The sequence below is a fragment of the Methylobacterium jeotgali genome (genome assembly GCF_022179345.1).
GTDB lineage: Bacteria > Pseudomonadota > Alphaproteobacteria > Rhizobiales > Beijerinckiaceae > Methylobacterium > Methylobacterium jeotgali.
In genome coordinates this window covers 15,144-36,543 of the sequence record NZ_BPQR01000010.1, presented here as the reverse complement: position 1 = coordinate 36,543, position 21,400 = coordinate 15,144, and the positions used below count along the sequence as shown (strand labels likewise).

16 protein-coding genes are annotated in these 21,400 nt (G+C 64.2%); 3 read left to right on the top strand and 13 right to left on the bottom strand.

From position 1 onward, the window contains the following. Positions 1–3 precede the first annotated feature (3 nt). The 10 genes from MFF04_RS02905 to MFF04_RS02860 form a co-directional block, all read right to left on the bottom strand. On the bottom strand, positions 4–3,417 hold the full coding sequence (locus tag MFF04_RS02905; RefSeq protein WP_238273964.1) for a UvrD-helicase domain-containing protein: 3,414 nt from the start codon (positions 3,415–3,417) through the stop codon (positions 4–6). A 6-nt stretch (positions 3,418–3,423) separates the two neighbouring features. Next, entirely contained in the window at positions 3,424–4,014 is a 591-nt protein-coding gene (locus tag MFF04_RS02900) for a hypothetical protein (RefSeq protein WP_238273963.1), read from the bottom strand. Further along, entirely contained in the window at positions 4,014–4,712 is a 699-nt protein-coding gene (locus MFF04_RS02895; protein ID WP_238273962.1) for a hypothetical protein, read from the bottom strand. The genes MFF04_RS02900 and MFF04_RS02895 overlap by 1 nt, the downstream gene beginning before the upstream one ends. 171 nt (positions 4,713–4,883) lie before the next feature. After that, a complete protein-coding gene (locus MFF04_RS02890; RefSeq protein WP_238273961.1) occupies positions 4,884–5,750 on the bottom strand; it encodes a hypothetical protein in 867 nt (288 codons plus the stop codon). Then, positions 5,734–8,754, bottom strand: a complete 3,021-nt coding sequence (locus tag MFF04_RS02885; RefSeq protein ID WP_238273960.1) for a DEAD/DEAH box helicase — start codon at positions 8,752–8,754, stop codon at positions 5,734–5,736. The genes MFF04_RS02890 and MFF04_RS02885 overlap by 17 nt, the downstream gene beginning before the upstream one ends. A 2-nt stretch (positions 8,755–8,756) precedes the next feature. Then, complete coding sequence (locus MFF04_RS02880; protein WP_238273959.1) at positions 8,757–10,136, bottom strand: EH signature domain-containing protein; 1,380 nt, start codon at positions 10,134–10,136, stop codon at positions 8,757–8,759. After that, positions 10,127–11,002, bottom strand: coding sequence for an OmpA/MotB family protein (locus MFF04_RS02875; protein WP_238273958.1), 876 nt, complete (start codon positions 11,000–11,002; stop codon positions 10,127–10,129). Before MFF04_RS02875 ends, MFF04_RS02880 begins: the two co-directional genes overlap by 10 nt. Positions 11,003–11,011: 9 nt before the next feature. Further along, the gene (zorA, locus tag MFF04_RS02870) at positions 11,012–13,072 is read right to left on the bottom strand and encodes an anti-phage ZorAB system protein ZorA (protein ID WP_238273957.1); all 2,061 of its coding nucleotides are present in this window, start codon (positions 13,070–13,072) and stop codon (positions 11,012–11,014) included. A 242-nt stretch (positions 13,073–13,314) separates the two neighbouring features. Then, complete coding sequence (locus tag MFF04_RS02865; protein WP_238273956.1) at positions 13,315–14,268, bottom strand: hypothetical protein; 954 nt, start codon at positions 14,266–14,268, stop codon at positions 13,315–13,317. A gap of 140 nt (positions 14,269–14,408) precedes the next feature. Then, on the bottom strand, positions 14,409–15,215 hold the full coding sequence (locus MFF04_RS02860) for a metallophosphoesterase (RefSeq protein ID WP_238273955.1): 807 nt from the start codon (positions 15,213–15,215) through the stop codon (positions 14,409–14,411). 355 nt (positions 15,216–15,570) lie between these two features. Here MFF04_RS02860 and MFF04_RS02855 point away from each other — a divergent pair, with 355 nt between their 5' ends. Together MFF04_RS02855 and MFF04_RS02850 are read left to right on the top strand one after the other, a co-directional pair. Continuing rightward, positions 15,571–16,050 (top strand): hypothetical protein, encoded by a 480-nt coding sequence (locus MFF04_RS02855; RefSeq protein WP_238273954.1) that lies wholly within the window; start codon positions 15,571–15,573, stop codon positions 16,048–16,050. A 111-nt stretch (positions 16,051–16,161) separates the two neighbouring features. After that, positions 16,162–16,848 carry a hypothetical protein gene (locus MFF04_RS02850; protein WP_238273953.1) on the top strand — a complete coding sequence of 229 codons (687 nt, stop codon included), beginning with the start codon at positions 16,162–16,164 and terminating at the stop codon, positions 16,846–16,848. Here MFF04_RS02850 and MFF04_RS02845 read toward each other — a convergent pair. Continuing rightward, a protein-coding gene (locus tag MFF04_RS02845) for an IS630 family transposase (RefSeq protein WP_238273952.1) occupies positions 16,833–17,775 on the bottom strand; the annotation gives its coding sequence in 2 pieces (ribosomal slippage) (positions 16,833–17,438 and positions 17,440–17,775; 942 coding nt in all). The two genes, MFF04_RS02850 and MFF04_RS02845, sit on opposite strands and share 16 nt — an antisense overlap. A 135-nt stretch (positions 17,776–17,910) precedes the next feature. Further along, on the bottom strand, positions 17,911–19,266 hold the full coding sequence (locus MFF04_RS02840) for a restriction endonuclease PLD domain-containing protein (protein ID WP_238273951.1): 1,356 nt from the start codon (positions 19,264–19,266) through the stop codon (positions 17,911–17,913). Between the two features lie 315 nt (positions 19,267–19,581). Between MFF04_RS02840 and MFF04_RS02835 the strand changes: the two genes are divergently transcribed. Continuing rightward, on the top strand, positions 19,582–19,788 hold the full coding sequence (locus MFF04_RS02835) for a DUF6582 domain-containing protein (RefSeq protein ID WP_238273950.1): 207 nt from the start codon (positions 19,582–19,584) through the stop codon (positions 19,786–19,788). A gap of 88 nt (positions 19,789–19,876) precedes the next feature. Here the strand turns inward: MFF04_RS02835 and MFF04_RS02830 are convergent, their stop codons facing one another. Beyond that, positions 19,877–21,307: a DUF6538 domain-containing protein gene (locus MFF04_RS02830; RefSeq protein WP_238273949.1), complete on the bottom strand. Its 1,431-nt coding sequence runs from the start codon at positions 21,305–21,307 to the stop codon at positions 19,877–19,879. Between the last annotated feature and the right edge of the window lie 93 nt (positions 21,308–21,400).

Below are 21,400 nucleotides of genomic sequence, written 5' to 3'. Positions count from 1 at the left end.
GTCCTACGCGTGCGGGCGAGCCCCGGTCGCGGGGCACGACATGAAGTGCCCGCACCGCATGCAGACCTGCAGACGCGGCTTCGGTTCGAGGCGACCGGTCCGGATCGCGTCGAGGATGATGGCGGCCTGTTCGAGGTCGTTCGCCGCCTCGGCATCGTCCCGTAGGATCGGGATGATGTCGCCGCCCGTAAGATGGGCGACCTCGGCGGCGACGGCCTGTTCGGCCCTGATACGAGCAGCGGCGAGGAAGAGACCGGCGGTCAGGGCGCGGGCGTTCGCGGTATCCCTCTTGCCGGCCACCACCATCCGAGCGGTACGCGCGCCACCCGAGCCCGTCGAGAAGAGCGGTGCCGGCACCAGGACGTGACCGCCCTCAATGGGCAGGCGGACCATCTCCCTGCCGGATCCCGCATGCCCTTCCAGCAGCCGCCTCAAGTCGGCGATGCTGCGGCGGCCGACCGCTTCATATTCGCCCGCCAGGGGATGATCGGCCGCAGGGCCGCGCTCCTCCCATGCCAGCCCGAACGCCACCTCGATGGCAGCAGCGAGATCGGGACCCGCACCGGCGATCTCCGACACGCGGTCGATCAGCTCGTAGATCACGCCCCCGGTCATCTGATGCGGGCTCTCATGACGGCGACTGCGGATCGAGAGCTGGTGTCGATAGGCCACCCTGAGCGGGCACTTCTCGAAGTCACGGATGTCGTGGAAGGTGATGAAGTCGAGCTCGACCTCGCCAACACCTGCGACAGTGACGGCGAAGTTCGCCGTCGGGGTTCCGAGCGTCTCGGTCTCGAACGTCCCGAGTTCGGCGATGAACGGCGACGGGGTCCGGTCCTCCTTCTTGGCTTGGCACGTGTGGTAGAGCCGTAGGTGATCCTCGGCCCGCGAGATGGCCACGAAGAAGCAGCAACGCTCCTCTTCGCTCTGAGCCACCTTAGGATCCCGCCCGTCGCCGATTCCCGCAGGGACTTGGCATTGGTCGGCTGAAGGAGTCTTCGGGAAGCCCTTATCGTGCAGCCCGACGAGATGCACCGCCTTGAACTGCAGCCCCTTCGAGGCGTGCACCGTCATCAGCCTGACCGCATCGACGTCGGGCCCAAGGTCGGGCTCACGAAGGTCACGGTCGTCGGCCAGCAGCATGACCGTGCGAACCCGGCGCAAGGCGTCCTTGACCGTCAGGGGACTTCCGTCCGGCTCGACCTGATCGAGAAACTCCACGAGCTGCCGCAAGGCGGAGCGGCTCATGTCCGCGTCGATGCCGTTCTCGGCTGCCAGGTGCCGCAGGTAATCGCTGCGGTCGAGAAGCCATCCTGCGACGGCCTCGAAGGCTGGCGTCCTCGGGGTGAGGCCCCTGAGCCGCTCCCCCAAGCGTGCCAGGGCCTCGGCGCCCCTCGGCGTCAGGCCCTCGATGCCGACGGCATCGGGCAGAACCTCGGCGAGAGCCTTGCCCTGATGGCGGGCATGCTCGACGGCGACGGCGATGTCGGTTGCCACGACGTCGATCCCCCTGAATGTCGCCACGCGGGACAGAGCTGCCCCGTTCGGCTCGGCCACGATGGCGAGGATCGACAGGATGTCCCGCACCTCGCTTCGCTCGAAGAAGCTGCCTAGGTGAAGCACCGGGATGCCATGCCGAGCCAGGCGCGTGGCGAGGGTGTCCAACCTGGTGTTGGTGCGGGCCAGGATGGTCTGCTGACCGAACCGGACACCGGCATCGCGAAGCGCCCGGATCTCCTTCTCGACGAGATCCGCCTCGCAATCGTCGTCCTGGCCAACCAGCAGCCGCGTCTGGCTCCCGGGCTCCTTCCTCTTCGCCTCGGCCAAGTAGGGCAGAGTTTCCCCGGACGGCTGGCCGGGTTTCTTCCGTGCCTCGTCGCTCGCCGCTGCGAAGGTTCGGCACAGCCCGGTGACGTGGTCGGTGGACCGGTAGTTGAATTCGAGGGGCACGCGCTCGCCGCCGGGGAAATCCTGCTCGAACCGTTCCATGTTCAGGGGGGACGCCCCACGGAACCGGTAGATGCTCTGCCGGGCGTCACCGACGACCCAGATGCGGTTGCTCTCGCCCCAGAGAAGCTGGAGCATCGTCGAACTCGCGCGATTGACGTCTTGATACTCGTCCACGAGGATCTCGCGGTGCCTCGACTGCAACTGGCCCAGGATCTCCGGGTCGTCGCGCATGAGCAGGACCGGCTTCATCACCAGGTCCGCGAAATCGACGAGCCCATTGCTCCTCAGCATCGCCTCGTAGGCCTCGTAGACGGCGGCGGCCTCCAGCGTCTTCTCTGCCACCTCAATGGGCTTCAGCGCCGCCTTCGTTTTTCTGGCGAGGGCTTCGTAGGCCGCTTGGGCCCTTTCTAGGTTCTGTTCCGCGAGCCTGCGGAACTCGGCGGGACCGATCAGTTCGTCCTTGGCGCGCCCGATGGGCTTGAGGATCTCCTTGAGCTTGGCCCCAGGGTTGCTCAGGTCGTGGAAGTGGACCAGGCCGAGCAGCGGGAGGCGCTCCTCCAGCATCTCCACGGCCTGAGATGGAGAGACCAGACGGATCTTGGGCCCCAGGCCCATTCGGTCGTAGTGGCGGCGCATCACCTCCAAGCCGAAGGCGTGGAATGTCCCGGTCCACACCTCGACGGTGTCGTCGCCCCGCATCTCCGTGATCCGCGAGGAGAGCTCGGCGGCCGCCTTGTTCGAGAAGGTGAGGGCGAGGATCTGGGAGGGGTGGACCCTGTCGAGCAGGTGGCTCACCCGGGCGACGAGGGTCTTCGTCTTACCGGAGCCCGGGCCTGCCTCGACCAGCAGGGCGCGACCCTCGTGTTCCACCGCCGTCGCTTGGCTTTTGTCGAGGTCCTGAGGCTCCTTGGCGGGCGCATCTGCCGGCGGCTCGACATCGCGCTGGAGCAGGGCATCGAACAGTTGCTGGCGGACCATCGGCAGCGGGATACGGAGGCGGCTCGCGATCTCGGACGCCGGCAGGCCTTCGTCGAGGAAAAGCTGCCTCGCCAGGTCGCGCGGCAGGAGATACTCGCGGCCGTACACGTTGGCCTGAAGTTCGCGGCGCTCGCGCGGTCCGTAAGCCTCGACCTTCGAGAGCGCCCGCGAGCCCGCGGGACGCAGGTCGGTCTGATGGAGCTCGCAGGGATCGTCGGGTCGGTGAACGTCGAGATGGCCCAGTTCATGGGCGAGATGGAGGGTCTGTTCGGCCTCGCTGGCGTCCTCCCGGACGAAGACGGCGGACGCGTCGCGATAAAGCTTCGCGTCGCATCCGCCGAGGACCGACCCATCGACGGGCTCTTTCAGGATCTGAAGACCCTCGGCCGTGAAGGCATGCTCCACGGCCGCGTAGCCGGACTGGATACCTGCCGGCAGCTGAGCGCGCCTGCGCCTAGCCAGATGGCGAGCTAGGGCAAACGCGTCCATGCTTGTTCACTCCGACAGCCAGCGAGCCCGAAGCTCGTCGGGAACCTTCGCCTTTCCGACGGCGTCGGCGAAGTCCTCGACCATGTTGACGTTAGGCTTGCCGGACGACTTGGCTTCCACCCCGGCGAGCCCCCGGGGGGAGGTGTCGGCGAAATGCTGCCTCACCTGCCCGATGGCCACACCAAGCGCGTCGGCTACGTAACGGACGAAGCGGTTGGTCGGCGGCGAGACGTTCCGGTTCGCGAGCTTGATGATGAAGGCAACGTCGTTGCCGAATGCCGCCTTAGCCGGCATCCAGGAAGGCAGCTTGCCCAGGTCCCTCGGCTTAACGGAATCAGCGTTCGCTTCCTTCTGTGCCTCGTAATCGGCCTGGACGCGGCCAAGCAGCTTGGAGGTCATCGTCTCCTCCTCGGCCACGTCGAGGCCTTCGATCACGTCGGGTCCGCCGCCGACGGCGGCTCGGGCCGCGAGGCGGCTCAGGAATTCGGGCGCACCATGCCCAAGGCGGGCAAGGGCATCCTGGATCTCCTCGGGGCGGGATCCGGCCTCGAAGATCGCGTCGGCCATGGCGCGCGGATCAGTCGTGTTGGCGGTCATCACAGCTCCTCCTTGGTCAGGGCGGCTTCCAGCTTGGTCTTGATGGCGGTCTTCATCTCGCGCAGCGTGCCTTCCGGCTTGCCGAGCATCCTCACGAGATCGCGGGGCGCCTTGTCGCTGCGGATCGGGATCTCGGACATAAACAGGAGGTAGAAGACCGCCATCTCGTCCGGGGTCAGGATCTTGGCGATGCGTCCGTCGATGAGCACGCTGTCCACCGTTTCGCGTGCCACCGAGGCCTCGTCGTTGATCGCGTCCGTATGGTCGTCGATGGCGACCTTCTCCGCGTCGGGACGCAGGTCGTAGAGGGTCGGGTAGAGATCGGCGGCGGCCCGCTCCATGTTCGTCCGGAAGGTGATCTCCCACCAGTCGATGCCGGTCTGCTTGGCGACCTCCCGGTTGATGACGAGCAGGAGACCCTGGGCCATTTCCTCACGGTCGTGATGCGAGAGCCCGCGGTACTGCCAGCCCACCCACCGAACGACGAAGGCGATCAGCGCCTTGAGCGTCGCATGCTCCACCCTCCGGTTCGGAGCGACCCGACACCGCCGCAGGAGCCTGACGTACACCTCCGGCGGCAAGGCAGGCCGTCGATGGTGGTCGTTCAGGAGGGCCAGAACGTCGGCTTCGTCCGGAAGGTCGTCGATCTGGTCGAGCGCGCTGGCGACGCGCTTCGGATGGGTCAGGATATTGGGCATGTCTCCCCGCTGCTTTGGGGAGGCCAAGCCCTCCCATGGACCTTTGATCTGTCGGGGCGGCAAAAAACCTCTGGGGCGTGCTGACCAAGCCTAGCTGCGGAAGAAGGATTCGTCCCAGCGTTCAACCTCTGGCTTCGCCCGGGCCTCAACGCGCACCGAAATCGACGGTGTTCAGCAACCTGAGGTCGAGGTCAACGATCCTGTCCAGGCTTGGAGGAGCTGGTTTTCGGTGCAGCGCAGCCGTTCCCCCTGCGTCCGAAACGACTTCATCGCCCCGAACACGCGTTGCTCCATCTCGAAGGCCTGGAGGGAGGTGGGCCAACGCTGTTGCGCGTGGAGCCGCCATTGCTCACCGAGTTCCTCGTGCGGCACGTGCAGGTTGATCTGGCGCAGGCGCTCTTCCACGTCCTGGGCGTGACCGACCTTCCAGATGTTCCGTCGGCCGAACCTCATGGCGTAGGTCCAGGCCTCCCGAGTGGCATCGTGCGAGACGCTACCCTCCCAGGATGTCGGCGTGAGGCCTGTCGTAGGACCGGTGCCCGTGATGGCATCGACAGCCTCGGTCAGGCCACGCACACGGGCGTTGACGGCGACCGGAACCTCGTCCTTGGGCAGCGCCATCACCATGCCGGCATCGGCGTCATCGAGCAGGACGGCACGCACCGTCGCCTCGTAGCTCAGCTGCTCCCTTAGGACGTCGATGAGCTTCAGCCGTGGCTCGGTGAACCGCCAGGCCCGAACCATCGGCAGGGCCCAGCCCCAAACGTGGGTGCCGTCCTCATTGAGGTCCCTGGCCTGCATCAGGCCTGGATCGACGATGTCCCGCGTATTGACGGCGATACGGGCGAACTCGGCCATGCCGAGCAAACGGCCTCGTTCCTCCGGAGCCGTCGGTTCGCCCTGCGTGCCGACGAACACGACCCGGTCCCCGGGCTTCGAGGCACGAAGGAGCGCGTCACGGTTCCCTTCTTTGCCGAAGGCGACCAATGGCCAGCCCGCCGGATCGAAGCCGTGATCCCGCTTAGCGAAGACCTGCACCCGCCCCCTCCTGCCCCAGCCCGAGATCGGTCATCAGGGTCTCAGCCTCATTGCCCCTCACCGGCGGTGCGAGCAGGTTCTGGGACATCCGCCGCTTCCTTTCGAGAAGGGCATTCAGGGTCACATCGAAGGTCCTGTCGCGGAGCTGGGGGTGCACGGCCATGGGGATGTGGACGGTGACGTCCCGCTGCTGGCCGATCCGGTAGACCCGGTCGTTACACTGATCCTCGACCGCCGGGTTCCACCACCTGCTCAGGTGCAGCACGTGATTGGCGGCGGTGATCGTGAGACCGACGCCCGCGGCTTTCGGCGAGAGGATCATGGCGTCGAACCCAGGCCGCTTCGCCTGGAAGTCGTTCACCCTCTTCTGCCGTGCCCCGCCCGGAACGGTGCCGTTGATGATCACCGGTGGGTCGATCCCGAAGACCGTCGCCATCGCTAGGGCCATGAGCGCCTGCATGCGGCGCGTGTCTACGAAAACGAGCACCTTCTCGTTCAGGCGGTCGATTCCACGGAATATCTCGAATGAGCGGGCCAGCCTGGCGGACTGCGCGATCCAGCTCCTGCAGCCTGACTCTGTCGTCAGGTCGAAATCGTCGGGCTCGCCGGGAAACAACGATATCCCGCGGAGTCGTTGGATCACCTCCAGCATCGCGCCAGGTGCGCGTTGCCCGGTTCGCGCGACAGCCTCAGCCACCACCTCACCGTAGGCCCTCGCCTGAACTTCAGGCATGTCCGTTGGATAAGCCTTGTATTCCCTGCTCGGCAGCCCCTTCAGGTGCTCGCCCTTCATGCGCCGGAGAATGATCGGAGGAGCGCCGCCCTGGGATTTCAGGAGCTGGTCGGACAGCAGGCGGTACTTCTCCAGGTCGTCGTCGCGGTAGTTGGACGAGAACGTCCTGAGGTCACGTAACTGACCGGGCATTACTCGATCCATGATGGACCAGAGGTCCTCGATGCGGTTCTCGATTGGGGTGCCCGTCAGTCCCAGAACGAAGTCGGCATTAATGGCGCCCGCGGCATTGGCGTTGAGCGTGCCAGGATCCTTGATTTTCTGGATCTCGTCGAACAGCGCGACCGAGAACTCGATCTTCGAAAAGGCGATGTGGTTGTCGGCGAGGGTCTCGTAGGTCGTCAGGACGATGTCGTGCTGCGCAATCTTCTCCCTGTCGAGCCTCTCGAAGGATGCGGCCTTGTCAGTGCTGGTGTTCCTGAACAATCGGACCGATGGGCCAAACACCTTGGCCAGTTCGCCACCCAGCGCTCCCGGCGCCAAGTGCTTCCCCATCTCCTCGACCCAGTTTTCCAACAAGGCGGTCGGAGCGACGATGAGCATCGGTCGCTTAGCCAGCCGCGCTCGGCCTGGAGGCCGCGCCTCCTGGTCAGCTCTCACCCAGGCGAGGAAAGCAAGGCTCTGGAAGGTCTTCCCGAGCCCCATGTCATCGGCGAGCAGGACACCAGGCCAGCCGGTCGTCCACGCGTCCACGAGCCACTTGAAGCCGTGCTCCTGATGCAGCTTGAAGCTGGTTCTGCCCATCTTCCCCGCCGGAGGCGTCAGGGGAATAGCCGGATGGCGCGGGATTGCCGCCATGACGTAGGCGACACCCTCGAAATTCCTCTTGATCTGGACCACCACCGGCATCGCAGGCTCGGGAAAGGTCGTCGAGGCCGGGCGCCCCTCGGCGTCCGGCCGCACGATGCCGTCCTCTGCAATGGCCGCTCGTCCAAGTCCGACTTGGTCGAAAAGGGTCTGTGCCGCTCCCAAGGCCAGGTCGGCCCCTTGAAAGGAGACGGTAGGACTGCCTTCGGCCTCGGCGGTTATGACGTCCTGTCGAAGCCGCTCGATATCGTCGCGACCGATTTCCACCTCCCGGCCGTTCACAACGACGGGGAAGCGCTCGGGCAACCAGTCCGTCCGAGCCTTCGAGAGCCATGACAGGTCGGGTTTTATCCAGGCCCCCAACCCGAGCACGCGTTCGGAATACTGCCATGTTTCCACGAAGAGCGCGGTGCTGAGAGCGTCGCCGCCGTCCAGACCCAGGGCGGTCGCGATGGCCGCACGGGGATTGCTGATGAAGGCGCGCTTCTCGTCCTCGCTCCCTAGCCGGACCTTGCGCACGACGTTCAGGGCGCGTTGAAGATCCGGATCAAGGAGAAGATGTGTGGTGCGTCGAAGCGAATAGGCGCGGCGCGTGTCGTCCGTGGCCTCGAACTGGCCGAGGAATGCCCGATGGTCCTCCGCATTGAGGAGTCTCGCGGCCTCGGCGTCGACCAATCCCTCGCTGTCACCCGGTTCGGATTGATCGTCGTCCCCGACAGGAGCGTTATCTTCCAGCGAACGCGCCCAGGAACGGCTCATCAGGATCGGGTCGAAACTGATGCGGCCGGGACGGTCGTCGATGTCGAGGGAAAAGGAACCGGCTTGGTAGACAGTGAGGCTGCGAGTGTAGTCGTCTTCGATGGTGTCGGGAGCCACTCGCGCGATGGCTTGCTGGATCGAGCCCCACCAAGCCACCCTGCCTTCCAGACCTTTCTGTGCAGCCCGGTTGTAACCGTCGGCCGCCTCCATGAGAGCAAAGAGTGGGGCTGTCAGACGCCCTGATCGCTCGCCCCATTCGATCATGATCCCGGACCTACGGGGTGTAATTTCCCGATAGGAAGTCTCGCGCCATACCACCCTGATAGAGCTATCGGCTTGGCTGATTGCGCCTTTGATGGAGATGGCCACAAAGACCGGCGCAGGGTCTGGCAGACCGATGCGGGAAGCCAGCATCCCGGGCAGTTCCGCTGCAGCCTGATTCGGGATCACCAGCGTGCCATCCCGCCATTGCGTGTTGGCCTCGGCCACTGCGGCCAGCAGGAGCCGCGCCGTGGCCGCATTCGCGCCATCGAGGGTTTCCCAGTCTGCCCGGGCAAGTGGCCGCGCCCCCCTGAGCAAGACCGACCGCACGAGCGTGATCTCAACATGGTCCGACAAACACCGAGCCTGAAACCGCACGGCCATGTTCAGATCCTGTACTCGGATGGGGTAATACGTACGCCAGTCAGATCGAAGATTTGATTGGCCACATCGCTTTGCCAGTAATAGCGTTCGGATTGATCATGCTTGATGCTCGCATGGCGGCAGAGAATTTCGGTATCGTCGATCAGCCTGACCTCGTCAGCCGTATAATCCTGACGCCGCCACTTGGGCGCAGTATCATCATGTGCATCGTGCCAGATGTTGCAGATGCCGTTCTGGCTCCACTCGGCCACGATGCCATTCCCGATCTTCAAAAGGAGGACGGCGTGCCCACGCTCGATCCTCTTCCTCTTGCTGGAATGAAGCCGCGCGTATTGCGTGTTGGCCCCAAAGATCCGGCGGGCCTTGAAGGCGCCATCACCATCGAAGGCAACCCAGGCATCCGAGATCAACCTGCGATTGTTGACCGCCTCCCAGAACTTTCTGCGGTACTTCCAGTGGCTCTCCAGCGCATACCCGTCCACGACGTCGAGGAACTGACGGAGGGTCAACGTCGTCAGCCAACGGAGGACGATGGGCGTGCACGCCATCGTGCCCCAGTTCTCAGACCCGACCCTGGGGTCACGGAAGGCCTTGAGGAGGAAGTCGAGGTACTGGTTCACGATGGCGGGGGGATCAACATCGGCATACGGGAGCACCAGGGCATCCGCGAGCGGACCGCGATGCTGTGGGAACAAGAGGGTTCCATCGGCGCGGAAGCCCCATGCCCGGATGCTTGCCAACCGCGCAGCCGGAGAAAGCGTCACGCTCTCGCAGATCTGGCTGATGCCTGCGAGGAATGCCGCCTCACACAGCTTGGACTCGGTCGCGAGACCTCGGATTCCATGGCTGGCCAGAACGTCGGTGGGCGAGCGGCCAGTTTCGAGAGCGATCCCAGCGATGATCCCAGGCGCACGGGCCGGGTCGAACAGCGACAGGGCATCGGCAGCAGCCGACCAAGTATCCACATAATCTCCGGCTATCACTCGGAGCGTATCGGCGACCCGCATTAGCGAGGGATCCCCGAACGGGAACTTGATGACGTAGGTTGCGGCAAGACGGCGGAAGAGGCTCTTGCGACCCGACCGAGACACATGATCGAGAAGTCCATCGACGCCGCCGGGCCGTCGGGCTAGGGGTCGCGCACCATCCCACAGGCATAGAGGGGCATGTTTCAGATCGCGCCTCCCCGGGGGGTGGCCGGCCTGGAAAGCGAGGGCCACACGGTCGGCTATCTCGTCGAGGTCGTCCGGCTCCTTGATCTCGACCTCGATGTCGTTGGGCGCGATGGCCTCTGCGGCCGCCACTGCCGTCGCCCGCTCCGGCAAACGGACCCCGAAACGCGGCGGGTCAGCCAGATCCGCCAAGGCGCGCTTCATTTGCATGCCTGGATGCTTTCCTGGCTGATCTCGGCGAGGCGGGCGATCTGGGCCTTCACCTGTTCGTTGAGGCTGAGGATGTCCCGCAGGTTGACTGTGGTGTCGGCGTCCATGACGAACCGGAGGTCGATGCGCCGGTTGCGGGCCCAGGCTTCCCGGTCCTCACCGGCGGCGATGGCGCGGGTGGACGAGTACCCCGACACCGAGACGACGGTCTCCCCGCGGCGGTTCCGGAACTGCCGCAGCTCGGGAGCGTCGGCAAGGAGCTCGCGATAGGTCGAGGTCGCCCTTTCGGTCGAAAGTACCCAGTTGCGTCTGTCGCGTTCGGCGAGGTCCGGGACGCCGGTCGTGTCGGTGTGGCCCTCGACGAAGATCGTTTCGAGCCCGGCGCTCTGGAATGCCCCGACCGCCGCCGCGAGCACCCTGGCGATCCTCCCGACGTTCTCGCGGGCACGCGCGTCGAGGTCGGACTTGCCCGGGTCGAAACGGACCGCGGCCTCGGTCAGCCGGAGGACGCCGTTCCTCTCGTCGATCTCGACGGCAGTCCCCTGGGCCGCGAGCTGTTCGCGGATGACGTTGAGCAGGCGACGCCGCTGGTCCGCCGCGAGCTCCAACGCCTCGATCTGCCCGCGGACGTTGTCCTGGATGAGGTTGACCTTCGCGTTGATGTCGCTGCTCAACTGGGCGTTGCGCATGAGGACGTTGGTCAGGCAATCCTTGATGCGCTTCGAATCATCGTCGCCGATGCGATAATTCAGCGCAAAGACCATCAGCATGATGATGAATATGAAGAGCATCCCCACCATCATGTCCGTCATGGACACGAAGTAGTTCTCGCTCTCCTCGGTCGATCCTTCCGCTTCCGATATCATGACCGGCTATCACGCGTTCGCGGGGACGCGGCGAACGTTGGTGAGGAAATCCTCGAACGTGTCGGCCAAATCCGTGGTGTTCTGCTCCAGACTGCTGGTGACAGTGTGGAGCTTCTGGATCGCGTCGGCGCACCCAGCGTCGATGTCGCGGACGAACTGCGCGATGCCCTGCTGCTGACGCGTCGTCTCGGCGGCCAGCGCCTTCACGGCGTCGGCAAGGACCTGGTCCACGGCGCCGAAGCGCTCATCGTAACTCTTCCAGGCCGCCTCCACCTGACGCTGATTAGCTTCCAGTCGGTCCGCGAGAGTCTTGGCCGCATCCTGCCCCACACGGATAGCGGCGCTGGCCTCAGTAACCGCCCTGGCCATCGTCTCCGTCGAGGCGGTGATGCGGTCGGCGGACTGCACGAGCGGCCGGGACGCCGAGCTGACGTCATTGGCCACCTTTCCGAAGGCGGTGGCCACGACAGTCGATTGCTCCGTCGTCTGTTGGTGGGCTCGTGCCTGTTCGGCGAATGCAGCCGCCGAAGCTCGCATGGCCGCCGACATGCGCTCCATATCCCCGCGCAGCTCGGTCACGACCTCGTTGAAGCCCGACCGGATGGAGGCGGCGGCCTCCCTCGCGGCCTCGCCAGCCGCCGTGGCAGCCGCCCTCGCAGCGTCTTTGGAGGCGGCGGCAGATCGGCCGGACTCCTCCGTGACGCGCTCCTGGAAGCCGGCCAGCGCCGTCTGGAACGACCCCATCTGCTTCTCCACGCGTGACAGAACCTCGCCAAGTCCCGTTTCGAGCATCGTGGCGGCCTTCTTGCCCGCCTCGGACACTCCGCTGTTCATGCGGTCCCGAGCTTGTTCGCCTGCTTCTCTGAGGGCGGCGAGAAGGCCCTCCATGGTCTCGCGGCTGGCGGAGTTCGCGTTGTTGAACTGGTCGCCGGCCTGCCCGACCAGCCTTGAAAAGCCTTCTGTGGCCGCTGCGATCTTCCGGGCGAAATCCTCGCTCGATCCCGCAAGGTTGCCCCTCACGCCTTCGAGCGCTTCCTTCGTCTCGCGCAGGACCCCAGCCAGGGCGCTGATCTCGGCGCCGGCGCTCCCTTGGATAGTTTTCGTAAACTGGGTGATAAGCCCTTCGGCGCCCGTGCGGCTGTTGTCGTCCAGCTTGTTAGCCGTCGCCTCCAGTTGGGCGGCGAGCGGCTTGACCGCCTTCTCGACGGCGTCCGCCAGCGCAGGGGCGATGGTCGAGCCCAGGCGGGTAAAGAACTGGACGTCGTTAATGGCCTTGAGCTGGTTGAGTTGATCGTCGCTCGTCCTCTGCAGCCTTTGCAACGCCTCCTGGGGAGCCTGGAAGGTCGTCCTGGCTTCGATGGCACGTGCGAATCTCTCGAACCCGGTCTCAATGGCAATCGAGTAGACCTTGAATGTCAGCGCCAGGGCCAACGAGGCGAACAGGCCGGCAATGGACGTGGCGAACTTGAACGTCGCCGCATCGAGGAGCTCCCGAAGGGACTGCGTCATGTTCTCGGGCGAGCCTGCGACGCCGCCCGCCGCCTTCGACAGGGCGATGACGAGGCCAACAAACGTCAGCAGCAGGCCGAGCCCGACGAAGTAGCCGGGAATGGTCGGCATGAGCTTGAGGCCGGCCAGGTTCTCGCGAGCGGCCGACGCGCTGATGAGCGAGCCAGGGCGCACAGTCCGGACAACGACGTCCTCCTTCACGCACGTCTTCGCGAACTCGCTCCAAGCATGGCCTACAAGCGGATGGTTAGACAGCCTCTGATCGGCCGTCTGAAATTCACCGCGAAAGGCCCGTGGGTCGCGCTTCGGACCCAGCGCTTTCAAGGCGGAACGGAGGGCGAGCCTGATCGCGAAGACATGCATCACCAGGATGGCGAGGGCCAAGCCTGCGGCCGAAGAGACGATGGCGCATGCCAGCGCGAACGCGAATTCGGGATGGCCGACGTTGCGGAACTCGCCGGCACCGATCTCCCTAAAGACGTTGAAGACCGTCGCCAGGTCGGATTTCGTCGACAGGACCGGGAAGAAGTATGAGAGCCTGTAACCGACGAGGAAGAGCACCGCGAAGGCGGGCACCCGTACCAGGGGCGACCAGAGCGAAGGTTTCATCATACTGCCAGGGGGAGGCTACGTTTCCCTGGACGCTCGCATGCGAATCGTGGGTCAGCAAGCGCACGGATGCATCAGTGCTATCTGAAGTTGTTGAAGGAAGATATACCTATTCGCACGAGGAAGTGAGCGCCGTATGTCCGGCCTAAGGCTCTTGCCAGATCAACTCACGCTCCCTGGGGAATTCCCATTTTTCATGCGATCAACCTCCGTTGCATGACTTCGTTTGCGCACCAATTCTCCAAGTATAGAGAATGCGACAGTGTAATATTGGAAGCCATATGGATGATTGTGGAAATCTTGATAGGCATGAAAGTTGGCTTGCCAGTTTCAGGGCTAAGTACAATTGTCGGAATAAACGCAATGCACAGCACGCTTCCGGCGGCTTTCTTATTCAAAAATATCTGATCAACAGCGGCTTGTCCATTGTCTCTAATAACTGCACCCAGCATAGTGCGCATGGCATTTATTGCAATGTTTGCCGCGTGACGGTAATCTGTAAATACCATGTCATCCGGCCACGCAGATCCCCAAGAAAGCCTCGGGGTTAGATGAAGCCCGACAATACCAGATTGCGCAGGTGAAACTTCAATTTGCGAAACTCCTTTGACGATATGTTCCCTGATGCTTTCGGTATGAGGGGATCTGATTGTCTTGAATGCGTAGCCGTTTACAGGTTGGTTTTGACTATCCAAGCTGATTACGTCTGGGTTAAGACCAATAGATCCCTTTTTGGGCGGATCCAATTTGGATTTAACCCCACACCCATAAAGCAAGCACGCCCAATATAACTCTATCAATTTATTGTATGCATCGGCCTCCGCTGGAGGCTCGCTAGCTAGATGTACGGCGCCAGACGCTAGCAATTCCAGGTGCTTTCGTATCGCCGCAAAGACCTCAGGATCTTTGCCCACTGAAAGAACTTTCACGGCTAAATCATGAACTGCAACACCGGCACGGTACAGCTCGCGGCTTTCTGATGACGATGGATCGAAATCACCCTTCTTTATGCTGTCGAGTATTTTCCAGAACGGCAGCATGTCTGCCCCGGTCTGCGGATGGCGCGGAATGCTTATATCATTATCAGCCAACAACTGTTCGAAGCTGTCAATTATTTCGACAGCTCGATGCAATGTCACAGCCACCATCGTGATCCACCAGATATTATAGGAAAACTTTCAGACTAGAATTTCCGTCTTTAGATTATACCAGGGGCCCATTCATATCCCAGTCCTACATTGTAAGGCTGCTAGCTGCAGCCGTGTTCCAAATTGCAGTGGTAAGACCATCAAAGGACTAGCAAAAGGTCGGGCACAAATGCCTTACTCTCACCTCGATGGCCTTGCGGGTTACATAATATCCTCGTCGTACCGACACGATAGTCAACCGAATGATGCACGTGCCCATGCACCCAAAGGTCTGGTTGGCGATCTGAAATTAGGTCCGTCAGATCCGAGGCGTAGCACCAGGCCAGATCGCTAGGCGGATCCGGTAGGCTGGCCGGGTGCGGGGCGTGATGGGTCACGACTACGGTCTGGCCGTCGTGAGGGCAGGCGAGCTCGTCCTTGATGAAGTCCCGGGTCGCCCGGTGCATCGCAAGTACCTCGCGCGGCTCGATCCTGTTCCGGGAGCGGGGGCCCGTTCTGATGCGGCGGTAGTCCACCATGCCGAAGCGACCCTGGGCGGTCCGGAAGGCATGCGTGAGCCCGAAGGATCCCAGTCGGAAGTCCGTCCATAGGGTGCCGCCGAGGAACCGGGTGCCTCCGATCACCGTAGTGTCGTCGAGCAACAGGTGGATGCCGAGTGCGGACGCCCGATCCCTCCCGCGCTCGAATTGGTCGTAGATCGTGTAGCGGTCCTCACCCCGGTCCCACCAGAAATCATGGTTGCCTGGCACATAGACGACCGGAACGCCGGGTAGGCGCTCACCCAGCCAGTCCAGGGCACGGGTCATAGGCATGTGGACATCGCCGGCGACCACCGCGACGTCAAAGCCGCCCCCGGGCTCGTGGCCGGCCGGATCCCAGGCGTTCTCGGCGTGCTCCTGATGGAGGTCACTGAAGGCCCATATGCGCATGGGCGGAGGGGATGTCATCTGAGCCTCGTTGGGAGACGGAGGCTCGACAGGCGGCGCGATCCTCCTCAGGCAAATGGGCGGGGGTGGGGCGCGCTTTTCATGATGCGGGATCCTTGGCCGGCGGGACGATCGCTCGGGGGCCGACGGCCGGCAAGCACGGCGGCGGAGCGGCCGCCGGATATCCCCCGGCAGCATTATGACAGCATAACAGTCTGCTGGTGTGCTGCCGTCTTTCCCGAAGCGACGGTCCACCGGTAAGCCTGTTAACGGCCCCCTGTCATGACTGCTTGCTGTCGCCGCTTCCGCGCCTGCAGCCATGCCTATTCCAAGCCGTCGTCCCGTCGAGGACCTTCCGTCCGGCAACCGCAAGGTCATGATCTACGTGTCGCCGGACCTCCATCGCGAGATGAAGCTGGTCGCGCTGGACGAGGACCGGTCGGCAAGCGACGTCTACGGCGAAGCCGTGCGGGCCTATCTCGGGAGCCGCGGCGTGAGGATCGGCCAGGCGAGAAGGCGGCCGGCTGCACAACAGGCAACGGCGGCCGAACTCGCCGAGGCCATCGACCGGCAGGGCAGGAGGATCGAGGACCTTCATGCCGCCGTGGCGGCCGTCACGGGCTCGCAGCGCCATGACACTCAGGAACCTAGCGGTACCAAAGCTGCCGTGGCGATGAAGGCAGTCCTGGCGCAGCTCAAGGCGGCCGGAACGGATGGCATGGACGGCCGCGACCTGAGTACCGCTGTCTACGCCGCCGGTATCAGGTCGGGAGCTGTGGACGGGGCAAAGACCGTACTTCGGGCTGCTGGCCTCATCCACTTCGATGCCAAGCGCTGGTACTTGGACGGGGCATGACCGCCCTAGGCAGGAAGTCGCGATCAGCGGGCCCTTGGCGCCATCCCGCCCAATATCCACATCATGGGGATGGAAATCCTATATCCAGAACACGAACCTGATCACATACAGATGCTCCGTCGCCTCCTGAGTGAACAGGGACTGAGCATTACGAGTGTCAACGCAAGCCCCAATGGTATCCGACTGGGGTTGGGTGAAGCCGCGCATGTTGAAGCGGTGCGCGATTACGCGCTGAAGCGTGGCTGGCTTATCACCATGGAGAGGCAGAAAAACATCTCCATCGAGCCGTCATACACAAGTGTGGCGCACGTTCCCCCCGGCACGAGGCTTTATCACGTCAGCGATGCATCCAGACACGAGAGCATTCTTAAGGACGGAATTGAGCCGCGGGAGGGAGGCAATACGACTGTAAACCGGACATATCCTCGGCGCTTACATTTGTGTCACAAGCTAGGATCGACGCTTGCTTTTTTGAACTTTCAAGTAAGATCGCAACCGTCATTCAATTCTGGCCCAGACGGCAGGCCCGTCAGCATAGGTGCGATCAGCGCGTCGCGTAAGCTTTCCGATCTGAACGTCTATGTCATGTCTGCTCGGGCAAACATGAATTTTTACCAGGACAGCCACTTCGAAGGCGGTATCTGGACAGAGGAAGGCTTCGGAAAGGATGAGATCGAGCTTATGCCGCGTACCGAATGGGAGGAAATCTATAAAAAGCTTTATCCGGATCCGCCCTCTGGCCTGGAAGCGTTCGAACACCTTATGACTAGAGCGTGTAGTTTTCACACGGAAGCGTAGCCTGAGTTGGTGAGGTAGTTGGCGCATTCGTTGGGCGCGACGCGATCGAGAACGTGCCCGACGCGGCGCCACGTGGCCTCGACGGTCCTGGGTTCGCCGGCTCGGGTGAAATGCTTGAGCTTTGAGAAGAGCTGCTCGATCGGGTTGAGATCGGGGCTGTAGGGCGGCAGGAACAGCAGATGCGCGCCGGCGGCTCGGATGGCAGCCCGGGCGGCTCTGCCTTTGTGGCTTCCGAGATTGTCCAGGATGACGACGTCGCCCGGTTTCAGCTCAGGGACGAGGACGGTCTCGACGTAGCGGCGGAAGATGGCGCCGTTGATCGGCCCGTCGACGACCCAGGGCGCGCTGACCCGGTCATGGCGGAGCGCGGCGATGAAGGTGAGCGTACGCCAGTGGCCGTGTGGGGTCTGCGCGTCCAAGCGCTGGCCGCGCGGTCCCCAGCCGCGCAACGGCGCCAGGTTGGTCTTGACCCAGGTCTCGTCGAGGAACACCAAGCGGCGCGGATCGACTTTCGCCTGATGCCTTTGCCAGCGTTGGCGCTTACGCGCGACGTCGGCCCGATCCTGCTCGCTCGCCCGCAGCGTTTTTTTTGAAGCTTAGCTCCTGGGCGCGCACGAACACCCAGACCGCACGCAGGTCCGTCTTCACCCCGCGCTCGGCCAACTCCGCCACCAAGCCCCGCAGGGTGAACGGCCCACCCCGCACCCGCTCGGACAGCCATGTGCCCGGCTCACCCGACAGCACCGGCTTCTTGTGGCCGCCGATCTGCACAGGGCTCAGCGTGCCCGTCTCCCGCTTGAGCTTGCGCCACTTCGAGACGCAGGACGGGCTGATCGCCAAAGCCCGAGCGATCCTCCGGATCGTCTCGCCGGCCTCAGCCCGGGCCAGGGCCCGCTCGCGTAAATCCTTCGAATAGGGCTGCGTCATCCCACATCGCCCTCCGCTGCAGGGCTGACAGACAACCAGACCACAGCCGGCCCGTGAACCTCGATTCCGTCAAAAAACAACCTGCTCTAAGTGATACGTTGATTTCACCCATCCGGATGAGTGAATCGTGGTCGCCTACGGCAGCCAATGATGGTCGCGCCACCCCGCTTCGGCCAGGCTTTCCTCCAGCTCTGAACGAACCTCGGCCGGCGCATGGGCCCCGAGGAAGCCCAACCTCTCGACAAACGACCTTATGATCCGGCCGGTCCCGCCCGTCGTGGCAGTGGCGCGGTAGGTAAGGTCCTCGAAGAAGGATGTCTCGAACTCACGGACGGCATGCTCGTCCTCCCAGATATCGGGCATGTCGACCAACGTCAGCGTGCGGGCAAGGCGCTTGCGCGTATCCTCGTCCGACAGGGTCGTGGTCCTCGACCGCAGAAAGCGCTCGAACAAGGCCGTCCGGTTCGGGACCGGCTGGACCTCGATCCCGTGCCTGTCGAGCAAACTCTGCAAGGAGGTCACGTGCGCGTCGAACGCCGTGCGGACCCTTTCCTGCCCGGGGCCGGTGTTCAGTTCCTCGGCTATCTCCGTGAGCTTCCTCAGCCGGTCGCTCTCATCGTCCGCGATGCGCAGTCTAAGTTCCCGGGCGTACTTCCTGGGCATCCACAACCCGAGCACGGTGTCGATGCTTGACCGACGGTATTGCGTGCGCTGGGCCACTGCCTCCTCGACCTCCGGGACTGGCAGGTCGTCCAGGCCGAGGGCGCTGCGAAGGCTGAAGCCGAACCCCTCCGTGCGCGGGCGGGCATGCTCGACGCCGGCCTCGCCAGCGAGAACCGCCCCGATCTGCTCCCTGTTATCCGGCGTGAAGCGGAAGGCATCGAAGGTAAAAAGGCGGGGCGTGGGCGGCTTGTGGCAGAGCTCCCCGGCCAGGAAGAAGTCCCGCAGCGTCCGAATGTCGACGGCAGGCTGAGGATCCGCGACGGACCGCGCCTCATCGAACACGGCATCCATATAAGCCATCAGGGCTTCGTGCCGCCCCGAGAGCCGCACCATCATCTCATGGCGCTTGCTGCCCGGATTGGCGGACCCGACGTACCAAACCGGATGCGTCCGCCTAAGGATGCGAAACAGCTTGGTATGGAAGTGGACCGGCGAGTTCATGACGACCTTGACGGTCACGTCCTTGAAGCCGACGCCCCGAAGCCTGTTCTCCACCTCACGCATGTCTCCCCAGGTCCGAGGAATGAGGGCCGTGGCCTCCAGGCCAACAGCGATCCTGAGGGTGCAGTCGCGCCGCGCCGAGCGAGGCACCTTTCGGCACACGTTCACCAGCGCTTCGACGGCATAGTAGCCTCCGAGTATGGATATCTCCGTGGCCCCGCTGGCATCCTCATGGATAGCTTCGACCAGCTCGACGAAGTTGATCTCCCGGTCGGCTAGGCCGATCAGGTCCTCACGGTGCACGTAGATGGCCTCGTCGACGTTCATGGCCTTAGCCCCCGGTACGCCAGCCCACCGCGCCAGACCGGCCGAATCAATCTAAGGCTGAATTACGGTGGCGCCCACTAGGCCGCCGCAACCAGCTCCCGGAAGCGGAAGAGCGGCTGCCTAATGTGGCATGACATGCTCGGGTGATGGCCACCGCCATGATTGCCAAGAGCGACCCCAGAGTGAGGAAGCCCGCCACCTGCGCCCCGTCCGTGATCTTGGGCAAGGAGCCGTCCGAGGCGGACTCGCTGCCTTCGAGTCGGGCACCACTGCATCCGGTGCGGCGTTGCCCCTTCCGGAGACCCGGAGGCCACGATGTCGAAGCTCAAGACCGAGGAACGCGAGGACCTGTCCAAGAGCAAATTCGCCCTGCCGGAGGAGCGGAAGTATCCCATCGAGGACAAGGCCCACGCCCGGAACGCGAAAGCCCGCGCCGCCCAGCAGGAGAAGGCCGGCAACCTCTCGCCGGCCGACAGGAAGAAGGTCGATGCGAAAGCCGACAAGGTGCTCGGCAAGGGGTAGCCGCTGGGCCGCAACCCCGCTCCGTTGCCGCCGCGGCCCCGAGTTTTCACCTTGCGGTCGCGCCCCTGCACGCGACCGCCTCGCGTCCTCACTCCGTCGATGCCGCCTTGGCGGTACGCCGACCGGGTCGGAGGGTGCGCACCTCGGGGATCGGCCCGGCATCCAGTGGCGGCAGCGAGATCTTGGCGATGGCCTTGCGGGCGGCCCTCATGTCGGGACCATCGCTGTAGCGACCGAGGGTGATGCCCTCGCGCTTGTGACCGACGATGGCGGCGATCAGGGGGGCGGGCACGCCGGCGCGTTCCATCTTCGTGATGAACCAGCGCCGGAAGGAGTGGAAATTGGTGAGGGCGCGCCGCCGCCCGGCGACCACGTGGTTCACGCCGACGGTCTTGCGGTACTCGGTGAACTGGTTGCTGGCCTTGAAGCTGCGCTCGCGCTTAGAGCCGATCTTCCTCGGCTTCGGCCATTCGGGAAACACGTCGTCCTGCGGCGCCTTGCCGGCGGTCCGCCGCGCCAGGACCTCCCGGAGACCTGGATGGATCGGGATGTCCCGCGGGGCGGGCTCCTTCTTCTGGGCCTTGAAGGTGAGCGCCCCGTCGATGGTGTCCTTGACCTTGAGGTCGACGATGGCGTCCAGCCGCGCGCCCGTGAGGGCGCCGAGCACCATCAGGTCCTTCATGTGCTGTGTCGCCGGCCCGGCGAGGAGACGGCGCACCTCGTCGTCCTCGAAAGCGCGCTCCAGTTCCTCGTGCGGGGTCGCCTCTCCCTCGACCTTGACGCCGTAGAAGACGTTGCGCTCCACGGGCGTCCGCTTCACCAGGTACTTCCAGTAGCCGCTCAGCCGGCTGAGGTACTTGTTCTGGGTGACGTGGCTCAGGCCGCCGGTGAGCTCGCCCAGGTCGTCGGCGAAGTGGTAGGCCCGCTTGTCGGTGATGGCCTCAAGCGTCGCCGGGTAGCCCTTCTGGGCGCACCATTCGGTGAGCAGGGCCAGGGCCCGCACGTCGTCGGCCTTGGTCCGGTCCTTGACCGTCAGCTTGCCGAGGTAGGCGGCGTGGTGCAGCCCGAGCGGCGTGGCACGCCCCCAGGCCACCTCCCGGTAGACCTCGGCCTGGGCGATCCGCGCGCCGTCGAACACCGGCTCCGGCCCCTCCTCCGAGTGGCCGACCGCCACCTCCGGCCCGATGATGTCGTCCATGCGCTCGCGGATGGCCTGGCCCAGCTCGTCGAGCTCCTCGTCCGAGGTCGCCTGGGTCGTGTACCGCGCGAGCTCGGCCGCCTCGCGCAGGTAGGCGCCGCCGTTCGCCCCGTTGCGGGCGTCCTCGATCACCCGCTTCAGCTCGGCCACCGCCCGGTGCCTCATGGCCCGGGCCGCGATGAGGCTGTCGGTGCGGAGCGGACGCTTGAGCTTGGTCTTGCCCAGGCGCGCGCGCAGGCTCGGCGGCACGGTGACGGAGACGCGGTAGGTCCCGTGGTGGAATTCGAGGTGGGTTCTGTCGGCGGTCGGCTTGCGGGCCATTCTAACCCTCGGTGGCACCCCCGTTGTCACCCCACCTGGTACCCCACCCTGGTCCCCGCAACCCCTTGAACGGGATCGAAGTTCTTTGGCAAC

Bases quoted from the DNA above. Each gene is read 5' to 3' on its own strand.
- MFF04_RS02880 (WP_238273959.1), bottom strand. From the start codon at position 10,136: ATGCAAATGAAGCGCGCCTTGGCGGATCTGGCTGACCCGCCGCGTTTC.
- MFF04_RS02865 (WP_238273956.1), bottom strand. From the start codon at position 14,268: ATGGTGGCTGTGACATTGCATCGAGCTGTCGAAATAATTGACAGCTTC.
- MFF04_RS02895 (WP_238273962.1), bottom strand. From the start codon at position 4,712: ATGCCCAATATCCTGACCCATCCGAAGCGCGTCGCCAGCGCGCTCGAC.
- MFF04_RS02860 (WP_238273955.1), bottom strand. From the start codon at position 15,215: ATGACATCCCCTCCGCCCATGCGCATATGGGCCTTCAGTGACCTCCAT.
- MFF04_RS02900 (WP_238273963.1), bottom strand. From the start codon at position 4,014: ATGACCGCCAACACGACTGATCCGCGCGCCATGGCCGACGCGATCTTC.
- MFF04_RS02835 (WP_238273950.1), top strand. From the start codon at position 19,582: ATGTCGAAGCTCAAGACCGAGGAACGCGAGGACCTGTCCAAGAGCAAA.
- MFF04_RS02850 (WP_238273953.1), top strand. From the start codon at position 16,162: ATGCTCCGTCGCCTCCTGAGTGAACAGGGACTGAGCATTACGAGTGTC.
- MFF04_RS02855 (WP_238273954.1), top strand. From the start codon at position 15,571: ATGATCTACGTGTCGCCGGACCTCCATCGCGAGATGAAGCTGGTCGCG.
- MFF04_RS02875 (WP_238273958.1), bottom strand. From the start codon at position 11,002: ATGATATCGGAAGCGGAAGGATCGACCGAGGAGAGCGAGAACTACTTC.
- MFF04_RS02830 (WP_238273949.1), bottom strand. From the start codon at position 21,307: ATGGCCCGCAAGCCGACCGCCGACAGAACCCACCTCGAATTCCACCAC.
- MFF04_RS02905 (WP_238273964.1), bottom strand. From the start codon at position 3,417: ATGGACGCGTTTGCCCTAGCTCGCCATCTGGCTAGGCGCAGGCGCGCT.
- MFF04_RS02885 (WP_238273960.1), bottom strand. From the start codon at position 8,754: ATGGCCGTGCGGTTTCAGGCTCGGTGTTTGTCGGACCATGTTGAGATC.
- MFF04_RS02840 (WP_238273951.1), bottom strand. From the start codon at position 19,266: ATGAACGTCGACGAGGCCATCTACGTGCACCGTGAGGACCTGATCGGC.